The 19250-nt window shown below is 41.6% G+C and carries 16 protein-coding genes and 1 pseudogene; 11 read left to right on the top strand and 6 right to left on the bottom strand.

Annotated features, from left to right (window positions below):
* The first annotated feature begins 37 nt into the window (after window positions 1-37).
* The 3 genes from V7K35_RS26975 to V7K35_RS26965 all read left to right on the top strand — a co-directional run bounded on the left by V7K35_RS26975 (window position 38) and on the right by V7K35_RS26965 (window position 7276).
* On the top strand, window positions 38-4084 hold the full coding sequence (locus V7K35_RS26975; RefSeq protein WP_335083242.1) for a DNA-directed RNA polymerase subunit beta'': 4047 nt from the start codon (window positions 38-40) through the stop codon (window positions 4082-4084).
* A 751-nt stretch (window positions 4085-4835) separates the two neighbouring features.
* Window positions 4836-6161, top strand: a complete 1326-nt coding sequence (locus V7K35_RS26970) for a hypothetical protein (RefSeq protein ID WP_335083241.1) — start codon at window positions 4836-4838, stop codon at window positions 6159-6161.
* A gap of 158 nt (window positions 6162-6319) precedes the next feature.
* On the top strand, window positions 6320-7276 hold the full coding sequence (locus V7K35_RS26965; RefSeq protein WP_335083239.1) for a putative 2-dehydropantoate 2-reductase: 957 nt from the start codon (window positions 6320-6322) through the stop codon (window positions 7274-7276).
* 115 nt (window positions 7277-7391) lie between these two features.
* On the opposite strand, the gene V7K35_RS26960 is transcribed toward V7K35_RS26965, so the two are convergent.
* Together V7K35_RS26960 and V7K35_RS26955 are read right to left on the bottom strand one after the other, a co-directional pair.
* Window positions 7392-10466: a thioester reductase domain-containing protein gene (locus V7K35_RS26960; protein WP_335083237.1), complete on the bottom strand. Its 3075-nt coding sequence runs from the start codon at window positions 10464-10466 to the stop codon at window positions 7392-7394.
* Window positions 10467-10800: 334 nt separating this feature from the next.
* Window positions 10801-11238 carry a response regulator gene (locus V7K35_RS26955; protein ID WP_335083235.1) on the bottom strand — a complete coding sequence of 146 codons (438 nt, stop codon included), beginning with the start codon at window positions 11236-11238 and terminating at the stop codon, window positions 10801-10803.
* Window positions 11239-11443: 205 nt separating this feature from the next.
* Between V7K35_RS26955 and V7K35_RS26950 the strand changes: the two genes are divergently transcribed.
* Window positions 11444-11566, top strand: a complete 123-nt coding sequence (locus tag V7K35_RS26950; RefSeq protein WP_335083233.1) for a hypothetical protein — start codon at window positions 11444-11446, stop codon at window positions 11564-11566.
* A gap of 443 nt (window positions 11567-12009) precedes the next feature.
* On the opposite strand, the gene V7K35_RS26945 is transcribed toward V7K35_RS26950, so the two are convergent.
* Window positions 12010-13377 carry a DUF3370 domain-containing protein gene (locus V7K35_RS26945; protein ID WP_335083231.1) on the bottom strand — a complete coding sequence of 456 codons (1368 nt, stop codon included), beginning with the start codon at window positions 13375-13377 and terminating at the stop codon, window positions 12010-12012.
* Window positions 13378-13715: 338 nt separating this feature from the next.
* Window positions 13716-14130, bottom strand: a pseudogene (locus tag V7K35_RS29855) (peptidase C15); the annotation flags it as partial.
* A gap of 76 nt (window positions 14131-14206) precedes the next feature.
* Between V7K35_RS29855 and hisH the strand changes: the two are divergent.
* Both hisH and rsmD read left to right on the top strand, forming a co-directional pair.
* Window positions 14207-14842, top strand: a complete 636-nt coding sequence (gene hisH, locus V7K35_RS26940; RefSeq protein WP_298913920.1) for an imidazole glycerol phosphate synthase subunit HisH — start codon at window positions 14207-14209, stop codon at window positions 14840-14842.
* A gap of 94 nt (window positions 14843-14936) precedes the next feature.
* Window positions 14937-15482: a 16S rRNA (guanine(966)-N(2))-methyltransferase RsmD gene (gene rsmD, locus V7K35_RS26935; RefSeq protein WP_335083229.1), complete on the top strand. Its 546-nt coding sequence runs from the start codon at window positions 14937-14939 to the stop codon at window positions 15480-15482.
* A 104-nt stretch (window positions 15483-15586) separates the two neighbouring features.
* On the opposite strand, the gene petG is transcribed toward rsmD, so the two are convergent.
* Window positions 15587-15700 (bottom strand): cytochrome b6-f complex subunit V, encoded by a 114-nt coding sequence (gene petG / locus V7K35_RS26930; RefSeq protein ID WP_273762277.1) that lies wholly within the window; start codon window positions 15698-15700, stop codon window positions 15587-15589.
* A 210-nt stretch (window positions 15701-15910) separates the two neighbouring features.
* On the opposite strand from petG, the gene V7K35_RS26925 reads away from it, so the two are divergent.
* The 5 genes from V7K35_RS26925 (at window position 15911) to V7K35_RS26905 (ending at window position 18443) form a co-directional block, all read left to right on the top strand.
* Window positions 15911-16285: a cytochrome c gene (locus tag V7K35_RS26925; protein ID WP_335083227.1), complete on the top strand. Its 375-nt coding sequence runs from the start codon at window positions 15911-15913 to the stop codon at window positions 16283-16285.
* A 115-nt stretch (window positions 16286-16400) separates the two neighbouring features.
* Window positions 16401-16709, top strand: coding sequence for a hypothetical protein (locus V7K35_RS26920; protein WP_335083225.1), 309 nt, complete (start codon window positions 16401-16403; stop codon window positions 16707-16709).
* Entirely contained in the window at window positions 16709-17503 is a 795-nt protein-coding gene (locus V7K35_RS26915; protein ID WP_335083223.1) for a peptidylprolyl isomerase, read from the top strand. Before V7K35_RS26920 ends, V7K35_RS26915 begins: the two co-directional genes overlap by 1 nt.
* Before the next feature lie 129 nt (window positions 17504-17632).
* On the top strand, window positions 17633-17824 hold the full coding sequence (locus V7K35_RS26910) for a helix-turn-helix domain-containing protein (RefSeq protein ID WP_335083599.1): 192 nt from the start codon (window positions 17633-17635) through the stop codon (window positions 17822-17824).
* Window positions 17825-18032: 208 nt separating this feature from the next.
* Complete coding sequence (locus V7K35_RS26905; RefSeq protein WP_335083221.1) at window positions 18033-18443, top strand: hypothetical protein; 411 nt, start codon at window positions 18033-18035, stop codon at window positions 18441-18443.
* 343 nt (window positions 18444-18786) lie between these two features.
* On the opposite strand, the gene V7K35_RS26900 is transcribed toward V7K35_RS26905, so the two are convergent.
* Window positions 18787-18999 (bottom strand): DUF29 family protein, encoded by a 213-nt coding sequence (locus tag V7K35_RS26900; protein ID WP_442939774.1) that lies wholly within the window; start codon window positions 18997-18999, stop codon window positions 18787-18789.
* Between the last annotated feature and the right edge of the window lie 251 nt (window positions 19000-19250).

The raw sequence follows: 19250 nt of genomic DNA, 5'->3' as shown, positions 1-19250 counted from the left end.
CTAACTCCTAACTATTAATTTGAGGACTAATGACTAAATGACTAACGAAAAAATGATTTTTCGCAATCGGGTGGTTGACAAAGGTCAACTGAGAAATTTAATTTCTTGGGCCTTTACGAATTATGGTACGGCGCGAACCGCAGTGATGGCGGACAAGCTCAAAGATTTGGGATTTCGCTACGCTACCAAAGCAGGGGTTTCCATCAGTGTAGATGACTTGATGGTGCCACCAACTAAGCGATTGCTCTTAGAAGCAGCCGAAGAAGAAATTCGCGCCACTGAAACCCGTTACCAACGGGGAGAAATCACTGAAGTAGAACGCTTTCAAAAGGTAATTGATACCTGGAATGGTACCAGTGAAGCCTTGAAAGATGAAGTAGTCGTCCACTTCAAGAAGACTGATCCCCTGAACTCCGTATACATGATGGCATTTTCCGGGGCACGGGGTAATATCTCCCAAGTCCGGCAATTGGTGGGGATGCGGGGACTGATGGCAGATCCTCAAGGGGAAATTATCGATTTGCCCATCAAAACCAATTTCCGTGAAGGGTTAACTGTGACGGAATACATTATTTCGTCTTACGGTGCCAGAAAAGGATTGGTGGATACTGCCTTGCGGACGGCTGACTCTGGTTATCTCACCCGGCGGTTGGTGGATGTATCCCAGGATGTAATCATTCGGGAATTTGACTGCGGCACCACCAGAGGTCTTACCATTGGACCAATGACAGAAGGTGCCAAAACCTTGATTCCTCTAGCAACCCGCTTGATGGGACGGGTAATTGGCGAAGATGTGGTGCATCCGGTGACAAAAGAAGTGATTGCACTACGCAATTCCCCAATTTCTGAGGACTTGGCGAAGAAAATTGAAAAATCTGGGGTGGGAGATGTTGTGGTGCGGAGTCCCCTAACTTGTGAAGCTGCACGTTCAGTGTGTCAACACTGCTACGGCTGGAGTTTAGCCCACGCCAAAATGGTGGATTTGGGCGAAGCAGTGGGGATTATTGCCGCCCAAAGTATCGGCGAACCTGGTACCCAGTTAACCATGCGGACATTCCACACAGGTGGTGTGTTTACTGGGGAAGTGGCGCAACAAGTTCGTTCTAAAATCGATGGGACTGTCAAGCTTCCCCGCAAACTGAAGACCAGAACATATCGTACCCGCCACGGGGAAGATGCCTTGTATGTTGAGGCTAACGGCATCATGCTTTTGGAGCCAACAAAAGTAGGTGATATTACCCCAGAGAACCAAGAGGTTCATCTTACCCAAGGTTCAACACTATATGTATTTGATGGAAATAAGGTAAAACAAGGTCAGTTGTTGGCAGAGGTTGCCCTTGGTGGACGCACAACTCGGACTAATACAGAAAAAGCAGTTAAAGATGTTGCCTCTGACTTAGCAGGGGAAGTGCAATTTGCCGAAGTTGTTCCAGAACAAAAAACTGACCGTCAAGGTAATACCACAACCACAGCCGCACGCGGTGGTTTGATTTGGATTTTGTCTGGGGAAGTTTACAACTTGCCACCTGGGGCAGAATTGGTAGTGAAAAATGGTGATGCGATCGCCTCTAATGGAGTTTTAGCAGAAACCAAGTTAACCACTTTGCACGGCGGTGTGGTGCGCTTGCCGGAAGCTACCCCAGGTAAAAGTACCAGGGAAATTGAGATTATTACCGCTTCTGTAGTCTTAGACCAGGCAACGGTAACAGTCCAAAGTTCCCAAGGTCGCAATAATTACTTAGTCTCCACTGGCAACAACCAGATATTTAATCTCCGGGCTACACCAGGCACAAAAGTGCAAAATGGTCAAGTGGTAGCTGAGTTAATTGATGACCGCTATCGGACAACCACTGGTGGATTCCTGAAATTTGCGGGTGTAGAAGTCCAGAAAAAAGGCAAAGCCAAGCTGGGTTATGAAGTTGTGCAGGGCGGTACCCTTTTATGGATTCCCGAAGAAAGCCACGAAGTTAATAAAGACATCTCCTTGCTGTTGGTAGAAGACGGTCAGTTTGTGGAAGCTGGCACCGAGGTAGTAAAAGATATTTTCTGCCAAAACAGCGGTGTGGTAGAAGTCACCCAGAAAAACGACATTCTGCGGGAAGTGGTGGTTAAGCCAGGAGAACTGCTAATGGTAGATGATCCAGAAGCAATCATCGGGCGAGATAATACCTTCATCCAACCTGGCGAGGAATTTCAAGGCAGTGTCGCCACAGAATTACGCTATATCCAGTATGTGGAGACACCAGAAGGCCCTGCCCTGTTAAGTCGTCCGGTAGTTGAGTTTGCCGTACCGGATAATCCAGACGTGCCATCAACTACATCGGTAAGTCAAAAAACTGGGCGTTCGATTCAGTTGCGGGCTGTGCAGCGACTACCTTATAAAGATTCGGAACGCGTCAAGTCTGTTGAAGGTGTGGAACTGCTGCGAACCCAGTTAGTGCTGGAAATTGAGCAAGAAGGGGAACAAGACCATAATGCTTCGCCCCTAGCAGCAGATATTGAATTGGTACAGGATACTGAAGATCCAGAAGTTCAGCGCTTACAACTGGTGATTTTAGAGTCCTTGGTAATTCGTCGAGATATTACCGCTGATGCTACCCAAGGTAGCACTGAGACAACACTTGAAGTCCAAGATGGGCTTACCATCGCCCCTGGATCTGTGGTAGCACGAACCCAAATCTTGTGTAAAGAAGGGGGGATAGTGCGGGGTGTGCAAAAAGGAACCGAAAACGTGCGTCGCTGTTTGGTGTTGCGCCACACCGATATGCTCACAACCAATACTAGTACTCAGCCCAAGGTAAAAGTGGGTGACTTGCTAGTAGAAGGTACAGAAGTTGCTGCGGGAGCTTTTGCCCCAGAATCAGGGCAAGTAGTGGATATTAAAAGTGCCGCTGCTGCATCTGGTGGAGAATCAGCTCTGAGTACTAAAAACTACGTTATTACTACCCGCATCGGTCGCCCTTATCGAGTCAGCCCTGGTGCAGTGTTGCAGATAGAAGACGGCGATTTGGTACAACGGGGTGATAACTTGGTGTTGTTGGTGTTTGAACGCGCCAAAACCGGAGATATTATTCAAGGTTTGCCCCGGATTGAGGAACTGCTTGAAGCTCGTAAACCCAAAGAAGCGTGCATTTTATGTCGGCGGGCGGGTGAAGTTAAGGTAGTTTACAGCGATGGTGATGAAGCGATCGCCATCAAGGTCGTAGAATCAAATGGCGTGGTCACTGATTATCCTCTAGGACCAGGACAAAATTTGATTGTGCCAGATGGAGCAACTGTGTTAGCGGGACAACCGTTGACAGATGGTCCATCCAACCCCCACGAAATTTTGGAAATCTTCTTTAGCCTGGGTTCCGAAGACGGAGTTTATGCTTGTGCTAGCTATGCTTTGCAGAAAGTACAGACATTCTTGGTGAATGAAGTGCAAATGGTATATCAGTCTCAGGGGATTGATATTTCTGATAAGCATATTGAAGTGATTGTTCGCCAAATGACCAACAAAGTCCGGATTGATGATGGTGGTGACACCACAATGCTTCCTGGCGAATTGGTGGAACTGCGCCAAGTTGAGCAGGTGAACGAAGCTATGGCAATTACAGGCGGTGCTAGGGCACAGTATACCCCAGTATTGTTAGGTATCACCAAAGCATCGTTGAACACTGACAGCTTTATCTCCGCTGCATCCTTCCAAGAGACAACACGAGTCCTTACCGAAGCAGCCATCGAAGGCAAATCCGACTGGCTGCGTGGATTAAAGGAAAACGTGATTATCGGGCGATTGATTCCGGCAGGTACTGGGTACAATACCTATGATGAACCAGGTGCGATCGATGATTATGCTGCTGAGATTAGTAATGGTGTCTTGGATGAAGTTGATGATCCCCTCGATATGGTCTTAGATGACCGTACTGCTCGCACCTATAATTTAGATTCTCCTACTCTTGGGGAATCTGGTTTTGGTAGCAGACGTGCAGAAAGGTCAATTTTAGATGAGGACGATGAATTAATTGCCGATGAAGTAGCAGACGAGGACGATTTCGAGGAAGAAGAGGAAGACGAGGAAGATGATTTCGACGAGGAGTAGAGACTTGAAATTTTGCGTCTCAATTAAAAGGTAAAAAGTAAAAAGGCAAAAGAAGATTTTCTTTTGCCTTTTGATTTTGCTCTCTAAAAACACATTTTTAGATCCTCAAGATTCTGGTTTTTGGCTTTCTACCTAGTAGTGATTTTTCAAACTAGTTTTGATTGATGGTTTGTAGTCAGGACTTTATACCAATTCACGAAAACCCTGATACAGATAGATTTCTTGTAGGGGCATAGCAATGCCCATGCGTGTCAACTTAACATGAAAGCCTGTCTAGATAGACCTTTCAAAGATTACCTTGTTGTCTTGTTCCCAGTCTCCGACGGGGAATGCTTAATGAGAGGCTCTGCCTCAAGATTAGCAGCAGAGCCGCAATTGAAGAGCATTTCCAGCCTATGGCTCTTAACGAGGTTTTAAAAGAGTTTTCAGCTTAAGTTGACACCAATGGGCAATGCCATGCCCTTACCAACGTATTTATATCATTATTAAAGTGAAATGGTATTAGTCCTTATTTTCTCAGGACTAAAGTCTTGTCTACTGATCAATTTAAACTTGACACAGTAGACATCTCCCAAAGGAACTTTGCAGGTTAGGAGCCAGCAGCGTCAGATCATCTAATTTGGGAAAAAATGTGCTTATTGAAAACTTTTAGAGGAAATATGACAGTTTCCATAGGGAAGTTGCTAAATTATCAAACAAGCAATTCTCTCAAAAGCTATAATTTACATCTGTTGCACCGAGAGATGAACTTGTGGATGTCATATTAGAACGATCGCACGAATTAAAACAAGCCTTAGTTGATTTTGTTCTTGATGCAGAAGGCGAACTGGCACAAGCACTCGAAACCTATGCAGCAGCACAGTTGCGTCGTGGAAGTGGGGATAGTACGCAGCAGGACTTAATCATCGATAGCTTTCTGACAGTAAGGAAAGTCGGTGAGAAGTCACCATTAGAGTTGTTTATCGAAAGCCGTCCAGATTTAGAAGGGAGCGATCGCAATCTGATCAAAAGCTGGCATCATAGTTTTATTGGCTTATTTGCCATTACTAACATCCTACCTGATGGTTTTGAGTTGACGAACTGGTTGACAGATAAACGCTACATCGTCAAGCCAAACAATACCCAAACACTACAGGCAATATCTCGGTTAAAAGTAGGAGAAATCTTACTAACTCGTATTTCTCCCGTTACCGACAGCTACTGGATGTTTTCTGGCCCTTACACAATGATGGGTAAATTGGGTAAACCAAAACTTGCTGTAGCAATTGGTAATTTCAAAGAAAACTATAAAAGTAATCTTTACAGCGATGCTCCAGACTTGCTAGAAGAGGCTTGGGAGTCAGTAGCACAATATCATCAGCAGTTTGTGGACTTTTTTAGCACTGATGAAATCACACTGCCAGGATACCAGCTTAATAAAAAAATAGCTCAATTCCAAGAATTAATCACTGAAAAAAGCTTTGCAGCAGCAGGAATTGATACTTCCAAGTCCTTAGCTGAAGTTGCAGAAGCAGCTGGCATCACAGATGAGGAAATCAAAGCAGCAGCACAAGAATTTGGTGCTGACTCAAACGCAGTTTCTCAGATGTTTAACAGTAAAAGTGGCAATAGCAAAATGGTTATGCCCAAAGTTGATTTACCTGCGGAACTCAAAAAAGCAGAACAGGTAACGGCTCTTTCTGATCCTCGTTGGGGACAAATATTTTTACCAACATATAGTAAAATACAAGCAATTTTATCAGCAGAGGACTGGCAAAGTATTGAAGGATCTGAAAAATTAATTCGGTATTACCTCGAAGATAAAAGTATTAACGCCTTTATCTGGCATCGGTTAGCGCAACAGTATCCAACTCAGTTAGAAAGGGTGTTGCAGAAATATCTACAACGTCCATTTAGCCTTGAAAGTGACTTAGATGCACTTTTACAAGAATTCAACAAACCTATTGAGCCAGAGTTACCAGAAATTGCTAGTGTTCCTATACATTTACACAACTTATTTCAAGAAGCTTTAGGAGAAGTTAATAAATCTAAGTCTAAGAGTAAGGGGCAAAAAAAGCCAACAAAGGGTTTTCAATAAAGTTAACAAATATATCCAACATCTCAGCCTAGTCATTTAGGGTTATATAGTTTCCAAGGCAGAGTCGTTTGTAGGAGGGTACCACCAGCAGTTTTTGGCTGTATGTGTGCGGCGTATTCGCCTTATGATCATCATAGAAAAATCTCATTATTAGCAAAATGTCCGAGCGTAGTTACGCCATTCTAGGAACTGGTGCATTAGGTGGCTTTTATGGTGCCAAACTGCAAAAAGCTGGTTTAGATGTCCACTTTCTGCTAAAGAGTGATTATGAATATGTCAGTAAATCTGGTTTGGTTATTGAGTCAAAAGATGGTGATTTTACTCTGACTCAAGTCAATGCCTACAATGATGTAGAAAAAATGCCACAATGCGATGTGGTGGTGGTAGCACTAAAGACGACACAAAACCATTTATTGCCGCAGATGTTACCGCCACTCGTCAAGGATGATGGGGTAGTGTTGGTATTGCAAAATGGACTGGCGGTGGAAGAAGAAGTTGCCAAAATAGTTGGCAATGTCAGCATTATTGGTGGGTTGTGTTTTCTCTGTTCCAATAAAGTCGAAGCAGGACATATCCGCCACCTCGACTATGGACAAATTACATTAGGGGCATATGCTTCTGGCTATCATCCTATTGGGATTACAGATAAGATGCGGCAAATTGCCGATGACTTCAAGAGTGCTGGTATCTCAATAGAATTAACTGAAGACTTACTACTAGGGCGATGGAAAAAATTGGTGTGGAATATTCCCTATAATGGACTGTCTGTAATTCTCAACGCTAGAACAGATGAATTAATGTCCTATGTCCACACCCGTAAATTAGTTGAACAGTTAATGTATGAAGTTGCAGCAGGTTCCTTTAGTTGCGATCGCATCATTCCTGATAGCTTCATTCAAACAATGCTAGATTACACCGTGAAGATGAAGCCTTATCGTACCAGCATGAAAATTGACTACGACGAAAGACGGCCTTTGGAAGTGGAAGCAATTTTTGGGAACCCATTACGGAAAGCGCATTCTAGGGGTGTGGATTTACCGCAGATTAGTTGTGTATACCAGCAGCTAAAGTTTTTAGATGAGATTAGAAGAGTGGAAGATCGCCAAAACGTTTAATTCCTTCTGCCACTCTGCACTTTGTCCAAAGCCAAGACTCAAGAATTATCGCCGTTGTCATTAAACACAACAGGATAAATTCCAAAGGCACAAAGAAGTGTTTTAATAATGTTCATTATTTCGCATCCAAAAAACCGCTACTAATAAAGTAGTCAAAATAGGTATTCAGTAATTTAGTATCTACTGGAGGACAGATAATCGAACTTTCTGCCAGTGCAGTCTGCGTTGCTTGACAGCTAATTTTCGGTTCTCTAGCTTGTTGATGCTCTGGAGAATTTTGGAGAAAAAAAGGTAAAAGAGGATATAAAGGATTTGATTGCGAGCGAGCTTGGTTATTAAGCTGTGACTGCCAATTTTGATAAGAAATATGCTTAATGGGATAGCCTAAAGAACGAATAAAATCAGTTAGCTGATTCCAAGAAATAGGTTGAGGATTGTTTAAATGGAAAGATTGACCAAGAGCTTCGCGTTGTCTCGATAAATAGACAATGCTTTTGCTGACATAATCAACAGGAGATAAATCTAATATATCAGTTATACTAGCCATGCTTCCCATTTGGATGCAACCTTTAATCATTCGACAAATAACATCATCTGTATACCAAGCACCTGTTTCACTATGACCAGAAATAAAGGGTGGTCTGTAGATAGAAACGGGAATACCTCGCGAACGTGCAATAGTAGCTAATTTTTCTGCAACCCATTTACTTTGAGAATAAGAAAGTTTCATTCCAGAGCTATGAGCAAGTGGGTCTGATTCGCTAACTGTTTTTCCCAAATAAAAAGATGACTCAAAAACAGCAACGGTAGAAATATGATGTACTGGTTTAACTTTACCAAAACTTGCCAATCTAAAAATTTCTTGCGTTCCCAAAACATTGCTAGGCTTTAAAGCCTCGTAGGGATAAACATAATTTAGCCAAGCTGCACTATGATAAATTACATCAATTTGACTAGCAATATGAAGAAAATATTCGGTTGACAAACCCAACCGAAATTTTGATAAATCGCCTAAAACCGGAATAATTCTACTATGAAAAGCATTCTGCCAAATACCATAAGATTTTAAGTTATTTTGCACTTTGATTTGAGCAGAATCATTATCATTAGCACGAACTAAGCAATAAATATCAGCTTGAGTTTGTTGCAGAAGTTGTTGTAGTAAAAAAGCTCCTAAAAATCCTGTTGCTCCTGTGAGGAGAATGGCTGTTGGTTCGGTAATAAATGAGTCATAACTATATTCTGGGTAGATTGCATGGTCTAAAATCACCTCAGCTTCTAAATCTATGGCATCATTAGTTGCAATGCTTTTTGATGTTAATTGTTCAAGCAATACATTTACCAATTGATGAATATTTGACCCTGCCAGCAAAATTTCTATAGGTAAGTTTATATCAAGTTCGGTATCAATCCGGTTTTTCAGGTCTATATTGCTCAGAGAATTTAGACCCATTTCATTTAATGGTTTTTGTAAATTTAGATGTTGGGATTCATCTAACCCCAAAACTTTGACAACTTTTTCTCTAATGTAATTAACTAGAAGTTCTTGGCGTTTTGTTTCGTCAACTGATGCTAATTGTTGAAGTAACTGCAAATTTTTGGTCAATTCAGGTTCTGGTGGGTTTTCTGCTATATTTGCTATTTCTCGTTGCACTAAAAGCCGACGCAAAATTTTACCAGAAGCTGATTTGGGGATTTTATCGACAATTTCCAACCGACGAATTCTTTTATGTGGTGCGACAAGTCCTGCTACAAATTCCATAATTTCCCCAGGAGTAGCTTCGTTTTTGAGGACAACAAAACCCTTGGGAACTTCACCCGTGCTAGGATGGGGACTGGGGATTACACCAGCATCAGCGATCGCTGGATGGGATAACAATACAGCCTCTAGTTCTGCTGGCGCAATTGGATATCCGTTATATTTAATTAACTCTTTAATCCGGTCAACTATGTAAAAATAACCATCTTCATCTACATAAGCTATATCACCAGTGCGAAACCAACCATCGGCATCAATTACTTTTGCAGTCGCTTCAGGGTTATTTAAATACCCTTTCATCACTTGCGGACCGCGAATCCATAGCTCTCCTTGCTCGTGGAAACCCAAGGGTTTCTCTGTTTCAATATCTACAATTTGACATTCAGTATTTCTCATGCAAGGGCCAACAGAACCGGATTTGATTTTTTCACGTTCGTCAGGGTTGATATGCGTTACCGGGCTGGTTTCTGTCAAACCGTAGGCTTGCTTGACGACACAATTTAAACGCTGTTCGCATTCCAAGGTCAGTTCATTACCCAGTGGAGCTGCTCCACTGGTAATTATCTTTAAGCTAGAGAGGTCGTATTTATCTACTATTGGTTGTTTTGCTAAGGCTAAGACTATCGGAGGTACTAAATGAGCGCGAGTAATTTTATACTTTTGTACTAGTCTCAAAAAAGTCTCTAAATCAAATTGCGGCATCACAACTACGGTAGCACCACAATAAAGGCTATAGTTTAAGAAAATTTGCAGTCCGTAGCTATGAAAGAATGGCAGAATGCCAATAATTGTATCTGCTGAACTTATCAACTCGCGGTTTGAAAGTTGGTACACGTTGGCTGCTAGATTATAGTGTGTCAGTTTGACACCTTTAGGCAAACCAGTTGTGCCACTAGAATAGGGCAAAGCAACCACATCTTCTTTTGGATTAATTTGTACTTTTGCTACTGAGTTACAATCTTCTAAAAGTACAGAAAATGGAATTGCACCCGCAGCGTTACCAAACACAAATACTGATTCAACTTTTGACTGACTAGCGGCCTCTAATCCACGTTCTAGCAGTTCTGGTACTGTCAGCAAATATTTAGCACCAGCATCATTTAATTGATATGCAAGTTCGCTAGCTGTATAAGATGGATTTGCCGTGGTGCTAACTCCACCTAAACTAGCGATCGCCCCAAATGCGATGGGATATTCCAGACAGTTAGGACTATAAATAGCAACTACATCCCCCTTAGAAAAACCCCTCGCAGCAAAACCAGCAGCTACTTTGCTAATTGAGTCTGCTAGTTCTCTATAAGTTATTGTTCGATTAGTTAGCCCGTCAATCATCGCTGGTTTGTCAGCGAATTCTATCACTCGTTGCAAGACAATTTCCGTTAAGGGCTGTTCAGGGATAGAGATATTCGGTTCTGTACTGCGAAAAATCATAGGGTTTCCTTAGATAAAAAAAAGTTAGCTTTACTCAGCAGTGTTTTTGCAGGTTTTTACTTTGAGATATTTTTTGTACCTTCTTCAACCCGTCGATCTCACGTTAATTTAATATCCCATTTATCAACACATTTTAAATAAGTAGATAGGCACAATTAAACTAAACTACATAAACTTATATAAAGCACCAGAAACGCTTTGAAGATAAGCTTTAAGCAATTTACATTTCTTAATCTAGTTGTATTTTTTAACGCCCACTTATTTAGAGTGATTAATTGACAAAAGTAATCTTGTCTTAACCTCTCACGAATGGATAAAGACCGAGTATTTATATCTAAAGATCGGTAGATAACAGGTGAACAATCTCACCTACGATTGCCTCTGGACTCTCAAGCTTGACTAGAAATCGATTAAAACCAGCATTCAAAGCCTTATGACTTGAGACTTCCCGTGTATAAGAAGTGATGGCGATCGCAGGCAACTGTCTTAGAGATAGGCAAGAATGCACTCTAATTTGCTCAATTAACCAATTTCCATCATGATCAGGCAACTTCACATTGCACAGCAGAATATCGGGATGAAGCGATTCTACCAAGGCAAGGGCTGCTTCTGCATCGGTTAAAGCCATCACCTCTGCACCAGCTGCTTCTAAAATGAAGATGAGCAAATCTGCAACATCTGGCTCATCCTCTACCAGTAAAATCAGGGTTCCAACAAGGATCTGGAGCGAATTTAACTCAGTTTCTTGATTGATTTTTTGATCGGTTCCCATGCCGTCCTTTTATTGCCTGCTATAGTCTGCTATTTATATTGCAACGCATGGAGCGAAATAAGTATTCACCTTAAATACACAAACTTTGGGTGAAAAGCCTTATCAATATTAGGACTTACGCACACTCTACGAATTCTCGGCGCTCTTGGCGTCTTGGCGGTTCGATAAATTAAGCTTTTTGGTAATTTTTGCGTAAGTCCTAAATATGAAGAAGTTAATTTATGGAGCAACATTAACCGCCTTGTTAGGTAAGCGATCGCCCCAACCAAGTCATCTATGGCCACAGGCTTTAATAACCATTCGTCAAAAGAGTATATACAAAACTTAATCTTATCAATCTAAAATTATAAATAACTGAAGGAAACATTTATCCTAAAATATGACATGCTTGTTTCTAAGTAGTATAATTAATGACGCTACTTACCAGGAACAGATTTGACTAATGTATGTGGTTTACGCTCTACACAATCAATAAAAACAAAAGAATCTATGCCTGAGATAAAGCCTTGGACTACTACCCTAGTAGTCACAATATCTATTATTGCAACTTCAATAGGCGTCTACAATCTTGAATCATTTTTAAACACTGTCTGTTTGATAAATACTATGCCTGCTATCAGTAAACATTGTAAATCGTTACCCTAACTGAGTGTTTTATAACAGATGTGCCTTCGAGCCGCGCCAAGTTGGTAAACAGTAGGACTTTGTGAATGATCTGACTAATATTTTTTGCTAATAGGAGAAAAGCTCTTACCCATTACTTATCAATCATTACCGAGGTGCAGCTTGAGTTGACACTGTTAATACTTGCGGTGGTGTGGCATCCGGTGGATAGAGAAAGTCTACTTCTACTAAGGAGCGATCGCCAGCTTTCATATTTAATAAAACTAACGGTTCTCCTGGTTGACCTCTCTTTTGTACCAAATGTACAAACTCCGTTTGCGGCTGACCAAGGTCATTTTTGTAACGTACCCGAACTGTGCCTCGGAAGAATACTTCACGGGCTGGTGTACTTAAAAAGCGTAACCCTGGTTTTCCCAACTGTTCCTCTTTTAGTGGCGTTTGCATTGACACACTAACAGTTTGAGAACTTTGAGTATTGTTATATAACGGCAACTTTAGATTATATTGAATTCCATAGTTGCCATGAGCGCGATATGCGGTGTCAGGATAACGCACTAGCATGGGTGCACTTTGAATTTGACCAGTTCCTAACGTACCGCCATGCAGGGTACTCAGAGCGTAGGAAAACACTTGACCAGGCTGGGGAATAGTCAGATACCTAGCTTTAGGATTATCTACTAATAAGGCTCTCCATTGTGAACCACCAGCCACTCCAGCAACACGCCCATAAATTCTTGGTTTGTCAGTTTCCTCTAAGGGAGTAGCAGTTTTATCCCGTGGCCCAGCCAAATCACCATTATCTAGTAAATTCTGCCACTCTTCTAAAGTAGGCGATCGCTCACTGCCATCGGGATTCACCCGTGCAAACATGGCTAGGCTAGCTGCATAGACAGTGCCATTACTTTGCAATCGGATCAATGTAGACCGACCATTCACGGGTGGTGTCAGTCCCTGCACAGGAATTGGCAGATTGAGTAACATTCGACTTTGCCCTGATGGAATCTCAATTTGGGCAGGAAAAATCTCTTGTCGCCGTCCCCTTAAAACATCAGACATGACGCGATCGCCTGGCCCCGCAAAAATTGTACCTAAAAGATTTTGGGTAAAGGATGGTAACTGAATAAATGGTGCATCCGGTTGACTCAAATAACTCGCCGCCTGCCAAATATTTATCTTCACTGGTTCAGAACCAGGATTATGCAAAATTATTCCCAGATACAGCGAACGCAAATTCTCTGGTGGTTCAGCCTTAGCAACATGATGGGCAAAAATATCAAATCGTCCCCGAAAGGGAAAATTCAGATGCGCTGTTGGCACTTTTTTGCCATCTGGTGGAAAAGTGGAGAGTAAAATTCCTTCTTTTAACACCAATTCTGGACTATTGCTGTTAAACGTTGGCACTGTATCCAACTTGCCTGGTAGAGGACGCACTTCTTGTGGTTGCACGACTTCTTCAAGTAGTGGTGTGGCAGGAATTGATTGAGCAATTGGTAAAGCCAGTAGCAATGGCAACATACACTTAGATATTTTTTCCAATATCACAGACACTAATAAGTTTATAAAAGTGCCAATTTGTTAATAATTAATAAGAAATCTCCAAGAATTTCCATCAAATTTTCTTGATTGAGAACCGAAACGTGGACAAAGATACAACGCGCCGTGAGTTGGCTTTGATCGTGCCAATTTTAGATTTTAGATTTTTTGGTTCATGCCCCGTCCAAGCGTGGGCAAAAGAAATCCAATCATCCGCTCGTGGACTCGCTCTAAGCGTTAGCGCAGTCTCTGGTAGAGAAGCCATGCCGCAGGCTTTACGCTCCGCTATCGTCAATTCCATTATCCAAAATTGATTAACTTAAGTAGTCCGATACTGAATAGTAAACACCTTCTGGTGTATCCGCACTCGTGTTCACAAACAAATTTACCGCAATCATGGCTAATCTGAATTGCCAATGCTCCCACTACTAATTTCTCTAAATCAACTTCTGTCTACAAAATAATTTCTTTACAGCTAGCACCTGCTTGCACACTTAATTATGTACGGCTTGCAGCCATGCCACAACAGATGATCTAATCAGGTTCGATTGCATTGATTTTTTCAATTACCTGATGACTGGCAAGTTGCACATCTACCGGTAACTGGCGCAAAAAAGTTAAGTCACTAGGTATCAACTCAAGTTTTGTAACTTCTAGTAATAGACTTATCCGAAGAATTTGACAGTTGATCGTTTAGCAAGTGTCAAAGGAAGTTAATAGAATTCTTTTATTCATAACAAATATTATTTAGAATAGAAATATTATTTAGAATAGAAAAACCCTCCATAATAAATTTACAAGGAGCAGGTAAATGCCAGTTATTGCGGTCGTAGACTATGAGATGGGAAATTTGCACTCAGTCTGCAAAGGCTTGGAAAAAGCTGGGGCAACTCCTAATGTTACTTATTCTCCAAAAGAATTAGAGCAGGCAGATGCAATAGTCCTACCGGGAGTGGGAGCATTTGATCCAGCAGTGCAACACTTGCGATCGCGTGGTTTGGAACAACCTATTAAAGAAGCGATCGCATCTGGTAAACCTTTTTTGGGAATTTGTTTAGGATTGCAAATTCTCTTTGAATCAAGTGCAGAAGGTACCCAACCAGGGCTAGGAATTATTAAAGGAAAAGTGCGGCGGTTCCGTCCAGAACCTGACATCACTATTCCTCACATGGGTTGGAATCAACTGGAAGTGACTCAGCCAAAAAGTATTTTGTGGGAGCATTTACCGTCCGATCCTTGGGTGTATTTTGTCCATTCCTACTATGTTGACCCCATAGAAGAGCAAATCCGTGCAGCAACCGTCACCCACGGGACTCAAACCGTCACAGCTGCGATCGCCCACGAAAACCTGATTGCAGTCCAATTTCACCCCGAAAAATCCTCTAATATCGGATTGCAAATCCTGTCTAATTTTGTTGCTCAAGTCCGCGAAAAAATTCCTGCCTAATACTATTTTCCTCATTTGTCTTTTGTTATTTGTCGTTTTTCATTTGTTAATAAATGAAAATGGCTAATGACCAATGACTAACGACTAATCGATTATGAGTCTGAGAATTTACGGCAATCGCCAGCTAAAAACTTTACCAGGAAAAGAAACTAGACCCACCAGTGCGCGAGTCAGACAAGCAGTTTTTAATATTTGGCAGGGAGAAATAGTAGGTCGTCACTGGCTGGATTTGTGCGCCGGTACTGGTTCAATGGGTGCAGAGGCTTTGTGTAGAGGAGCCAGCTTAGTAGTGGGAATTGAACAATCGAGCCGAGCCTGTGCCACTATTCAACAAAATTGGCAGCAAGTAGCTAATACCGAGCAAGAATTTCGGGTATTATGGGGAGATATTATCCAGCAGTTAAAGACCTTATCAGGCAAGCAATTTGACAGAATCTACTTTGATCCACCTTATGCCAGTGGATTGTACCAGCCAGTTTTAGAAGCGATCGCTCACTATCAGCTTTTAGATTCTAGCGGCGAAATCGCAGTTGAACACGGCTCACAAGGTTGGACACCGCCAGAGATTTCCGCTTGGGAAATTTGCCGCAACAAAGTTTATGGCAACACATCACTTACTTTCTACAAAATTTTGGAATGAGAGAAGAGGGTGAGTGGGGAAGCAGGGAGAGAAAATTGTATCTTGTCCTCCTTGTCCCCCTTATCTCCCCCACTCATAACTCAGCACTCATAACTCAACACTTCTCACCCCCCCAACCGATTGGGTCGCTTGTATTGCTTATAGGCAGCGTAAAACAGTCCGGCGAGAGTGACGAAAACTAGACCAAGGACAATACCTGATAGCAGGGGTTCAACCACCGTAAATCTCCTCTTCGTAATTATTAAATATTCGTTTCCTGTTTTTGATTTTACCAAATTTGGTATGAATCCTGCGCTCTACAGCCTTTTTGGAGGATGACTGCCCACAAGAAAATTGTCTTCTGTGGTTGCAGACACAATCAAGAGCTTTTAAGCTATGTGTAGGAAATAAAAACTTTTTAGCACACCTAAACTTTCACCGCAAACCTTTTGGATAACCAGATTACCAAACCTGAAATTTTGATTCAGCGCATCGTTTTATTGACGCTGGCCATACTGTTAGCAGTCCCTTTGGGCTTTTTTGGGGTTCAGTTGGTTCAAGCCTCCGATCCATACGTCAAGAGTGTTCTGTCCCTAACAGGAAACCCAGTTCAAGGACACGCTATCTTTCAAATTAACTGTGCTGGTTGTCATGGAATGGAAGCAGACGGGCGAGTAGGCCCCAGTTTGCAAGCTGTTTCAAAGCACAAGTCTCAATATGGACTGATTCACCAAGTAATCAGTGGTGAAACACCGCCAATGCCCAAATTCCAGCCTAGTGCCCAAGAAATGGCGGATCTTTTGAACTATTTAGAGTTGTTGTAGAGGTTATAATTTTTGGTTAAAGAATACATAAATCTCTCATGGAAAAAGGCAGCATTGGGTGTGCTGCCTTTTTCTATCTCTGATAACTGTTAACAGACGACGAGAATTTTTAGATATGCAAGACAAGCGTGGCTTGTCACCAGACATCGTCTTTGAGCATTCTTTGGAGTATCTACAAAACCGTCATTCAGGCGTTGTCACACAAGTTGAACGTCTTCACATCTGGTCGTATGTACGTAGAATCTTTGATAAAAACTTATATAAACTGTATATTTTAAAGTATGTTAGCAAATCACTATTTAATTATTGCAAAAGTAAGGTTAACATACCTGACTCGGTGGGACTAAGACAAAAGCTCCCAGTGAATGGGCTATGTTACAGCTTGTTTGACAAACCAGATATTCTTGAGATGCCCGAAAGCTAATGACTGAAGCGATCCAAATCGGTAATCGTACAATCACAGCTAGTGAACTGATTTCTTTACTGGCAAGTTACCAAATGCTGCCACAATTGCACCGGGAATTGATCCTTGATGAAGCGATAGATCAAAGCTCACGCTCCGCGAACGTAGCAATATCTACACTTGAGGAAGTATCCCAAGCTAAACAGCAGTTTTACGCCGAAAAACAATTAAAAAATGAAGAAGACATTCAGGCTTGGATGGCACATCAAGGTGTAACTCCCGAACAACTAGAAGTTATTATCACTCGTAAGCTTAAAATTGAAAAATTCAAGCAAACTACTTGGGGTAATAAACTGGAATCCTACTTTTTTCAGTCCAAGGCAAAACTGGACAAAGTAATTTATTCTCTACTCCGAACCCAAGATGTGGGAATTGCCCAAGAACTTTACTTTCGGATTCAGGCAAAAGAAAACTCTTTTGCTGATTTGGCGCGGGAATACTCACTCGGGCCAGAAGCCCAAACTGGTGGCTTAGTGGGTCCGATTGAACTGAATGCGCTACATCCGGTAATGGTGCAAATGCTTTCTAGCAGTCAACCAGGTCAAATATTGCCCCCTACCCGCATCGCTGACTGGTTCGTGATTTTACGGCTGGAAAAATTTATCCCCGCACAACTAGATGAATTCATGAAAGTGCGCCTGCTAAATGAACTCTTTGAAATCTGGCTACAAGAACAGCAAAAGCAAATCATGTCTGCACCACGGCCAGAGGCGGGGACGGGACGACAGGGAGAGGGTGATCAACCTTTAACCTAAGTAGTACGGGAGGTGACTCCTATGCTTGGCTTTAAAACTGAAGATAGCGATCGCTCTGTTAGTTTTCCCGGCTGGACGAGCGATCGCTTTTGATGTTGTTCATATAGTAGGTAGAATCCCACCTCATTAATTTTTAAAAGGTGGAATCTCGCCTTTGCAAAGATAAAAATAGGACTAGTTAGACTAAAAATTAGAGAACTTGCAGCAGAAAGAAGTTGGACAATCAAAGAGTTGGCTGAAGATGCCCAGATAAACTACAACACAATGCAAAGTTACGCACGACATCAGGGGATGAATATGGTTGACCTAACTGTTGTTTAAAAAATAGCCCGTGCTTTTGGTGTATCAATTGAAGAATTGATTGAAGTAGTGGAAGAGTAGGCGATCGCAAAGGTGTGTGAAGATATCACTTTTGAATATCCTCAATCTTGCCGTAATCTCGATATAAGTGTTTTTACCATTGTTGACAAGAATACTCACTGAGTAGAATCTCAAATAGACTATGATTTTCTCAATCTAAATTGAAAATATGGATATCTTTAACTCCCTTGAAAATAGAGAGCAACGTAAGTGGGGATATGGAACAAATCCTGAGCATGAAGTACCAGAAGTAACTTCTACAGAGGTTATGTTGCATCAGTATGTGGAGGATAACTCGGCAGTTCTCAAAAGAGGCTTTTGGGCGAAGAGACACAGTGGGATAATCTTAGTGGACTTTGCTGTTTCTCCAACTATATTAAGCTTTATAGATAAATCAACATTGTCCATAAAGCTGCCTAGCAATGTTGCTGATGATGCCTTGAACTTCTTGAATTCAAATGGAAAATTACATAGATACAGTGAAGGGTTGATCACTGTTGGTAAGCTTGGTAATGATTACTCGATTCAGGATTATCCCCTCCAAGGTCGCGATGTAGGACTACCTTATCTTGTGGAGTAATACTTTTCATTCATATTGGAAGAGAATATTGAAGCATTTAATTCTACTGCTTATCCCTCATACCAATTTAATGTGAAGCTGCACTAAATGAGTAACTCTCTATTCTTGGCGCTCTTGGCGTACTTGGCGGTTCGTTTAATATTCTGTGCATCTTCATGAAGAATTGGTACAGATAGATTTTTAAGTAAAACCAGTAAGGGGATGTCTAACAATGTCTGACAAAGAACAGAGTCAAGTGAGACAGATGGGCGCAGAGTTAAGTTAAAATAGTAGCAGCCTAAACCTAGCTGCTGAAGCAAAGCATATTCTGTCTTGGATGATAGTGAGTAATCTAATAAATTTACTACAAATCCCTCACATAATTATTTTTACTTACCTTTACCTTTAAATTTAAATCTTGAATTTCTAAAATCGAGCCTTTAATAGAAGCTACCCAGGAATTAGTTAATCTCTGTTCAACTTTATTTCTAATCAAATGAATAATGAGCCTGATGAGGAAACTCCTAATCTTTCGGATATAACTCTTTCGACTCATCAACTCTAGCTCATCAACAATTACTAAAGCGTCATCATAAAGTCCATTATTGATGGACTTTCTTAAATCTCAAAGTTCTTGGGTCATAAGTTATAGCGATTTATGCAATACTAAATTCAGCATAAACGAAAACCCGCTAGCAGTGATGTGAGCTAGCGGGTTTTGTTTGTATTAAAATCCCTGGCATCGAGCTATTTTTGCGTAGGGCTACCCCTAAACTATCGTGGCCGCAGCAGCGTTTCACCTCTGAGTTCGGGAAGGGTTCAGTGTGG

The sequence above is a fragment of the Nostoc sp. genome, assembly GCF_036917275.1.
Lineage (GTDB): Bacteria > Cyanobacteriota > Cyanobacteriia > Cyanobacteriales > Nostocaceae > Nostoc.
The sequence above is the reverse complement of the archived record's forward strand: the minus strand, read 5'-3'. Positions and strand labels throughout refer to the sequence as shown.